Source organism: Neisseria sp. P0021.S006, assembly GCF_051956895.1.
Window position 1 is genome coordinate 1 of the sequence record NZ_JBQCWZ010000217.1, and the last position, 1,884, is coordinate 1,884.

A 1,884-nucleotide genomic window follows, 5' to 3' on the forward strand; every position below is an offset into this window, starting at 1 on the left:
CACATATATCTACTGTACAGCTACTGTGTCTTGAAACTTGGCAGAAATGTTTTCCACACCTTGATAACCCCCCAGCCACCTTCGGGCTGCTGTGTGTTGAAACTTGGTATAAATGTGTAACAAGCCTGGATAATCCCCCAGCCACCTTCGGGCTACTGTGTGTTGAAACTTGGTATAAGTGTGTAACGAGCCTGGATAATCCCGCCCAGCCGCCTTCGGGCTGCTGTGTGTTGAAACCAAAATGGTGCAAAGGTCGGCAGTTAAGAGATATCCAGCCGCCTTCGGGCTGCTGTGTGTTGAAACATTGGAGATTCTCCTTACTCATAATTTCACTTACCCAGCCGCCTTCGGGCTGCTGTGTGTTGAAACCATAAAAACGCAGAGCGGTTCATAGCTGATTTGTCCAGCCGCCTTCGGGCTGCTGTGTGTTGAAACTATAAAAGCTGTTACCAACTTGGCCCGGATAACGCCAGCCGCCTTCGGGCTGCTGTGTGTTGAAACAGCAACAAGATAGCCTGAATACGCATTACAAAAATCCCAGCCGCCTTCGGGCTGCTGTGTGTTGAAACAAATGCTCGAAAGCAGCTTTATCGACTAAGCCGGCCAGCCGCCTTCGGGCTGCTGTGTGTTGAAACCCTTGGGAAATGTCGGTTTACGCGCAGGCGGAATCCAGCCGCCTTCGGGCTGCTGTGTGTTGAAACCTTTTTCATTGGAGATGCTCCTTATTCATGATTCCCAGCCGCCTTCGGGCTGCTGTGTGTTGAAACGTTATCGGTTTTCAACCCGTTAAGAAAGGCTGATCCAGCCGCCTTCGGGCTGCTGTGTGTTGAAACAAGAATTAACTGAACTCCGCCATTATGGCCATACCCAGCCGCCTTCGGGCTGCTGTGTGTTGAAACTTCGTCGGTATGTTTCATTTTCAAGTTCCTTCGTCCAGCCGCCTTCGGGCTGCTGTGTGTTGAAACTTTGATTATGATGCTTTGCATAAAGACACTTTACCCAGCCGCCTTCGGGCTGCTGTGTGTTGAAACACTCAAAAAATTGGTTTGTCAACTCGCTATGGTTTGCCAGCCGCCTTCGGGCTGCTGTGTGTTGAAACAGGCAAAGCAGCATAAGCAGATGTGGCCAGTGACCCAGCCGCCTTCGGGCTGCTGTGTGTTGAAACAAGGTGTGTATGTTTTGAAACGAGATTGCGTACAACCAGCCGCCTTCGGGCTGCTGTGTGTTGAAACAAGTTGCTTCAGTGCTTTGCGTATCAGCAATATAAGCCAGCCGCCTTTAGGCGGCTGTGTGTTGAAACTTAGTATAGGGTTTATACATGCGCAATATATCCCCCCAGCCGCCTTTAGGCGGCTGTGTGTTGAAACTTGTGATTCCTCTAAAGAACAACCGCAAAAGACAATCAGCCGCCTTCAGGCGGCTGAGTGTTGAAACTTTTAATTGTTGCAGCAAATTAACCAGCTTATAGAGTCAGCCGCCTTCAGGCGGCTGTGTGTTGAAACTTCGCGCATCAGGCGCGTGCCGATGCGCGTGAACCCAGCCACCTTCGGGCGGCTGTGTGTTGAAACCGCAAGGGCGATATGATCGTGATTTCCAACCGTCCAGCCACCTTCAGGTGGCTGTGTGTTGAAACCGCCCATGATGCTAAAGCAACCTTGGAAAAGCTTGACAGCCACCTTCGGGTCGCTGTGTGTTAAAACTCTAGCAGCTACAAACTTTATGCCGACCTATCCCGTCAGCAGCCTTCGGGAGGCTGTGTGTTCAAATATCGTCCAAGCAGGCCGCTCTTCTTTTGATCCTTCGCTTTCCGAGGCCTTAGTGAAAGCAGTAGAGGATATTAGAAGCAAGTTATAAAGGTTAATCAATAACAATGCCGTCTGAAAA

At 50.3% G+C, this 1,884-nt stretch carries 2 protein-coding genes; both read right to left on the bottom strand.

Annotated features, from left to right (window positions below; all coding sequences use genetic code 11):
• Positions 1-722 precede the first annotated feature (722 nt).
• Positions 723-917: a hypothetical protein gene (locus ACTHUM_RS12700; RefSeq protein WP_440403023.1), complete on the bottom strand. Its 195-nt coding sequence runs from the start codon at positions 915-917 to the stop codon at positions 723-725.
• Between the two features lie 519 nt (positions 918-1,436).
• Complete coding sequence (locus ACTHUM_RS12705; RefSeq protein WP_440403024.1) at positions 1,437-1,676, bottom strand: hypothetical protein; 240 nt, start codon at positions 1,674-1,676, stop codon at positions 1,437-1,439.
• Positions 1,677-1,884 lie beyond the last annotated feature (208 nt).

Excerpts from the sequence above, each read along its gene's own strand:
- ACTHUM_RS12700 (WP_440403023.1), bottom strand. The coding sequence starts at position 917 with ATGAAACATACCGACGAAGTTTCAACACACAGCAGCCCGAAGGCGGCT.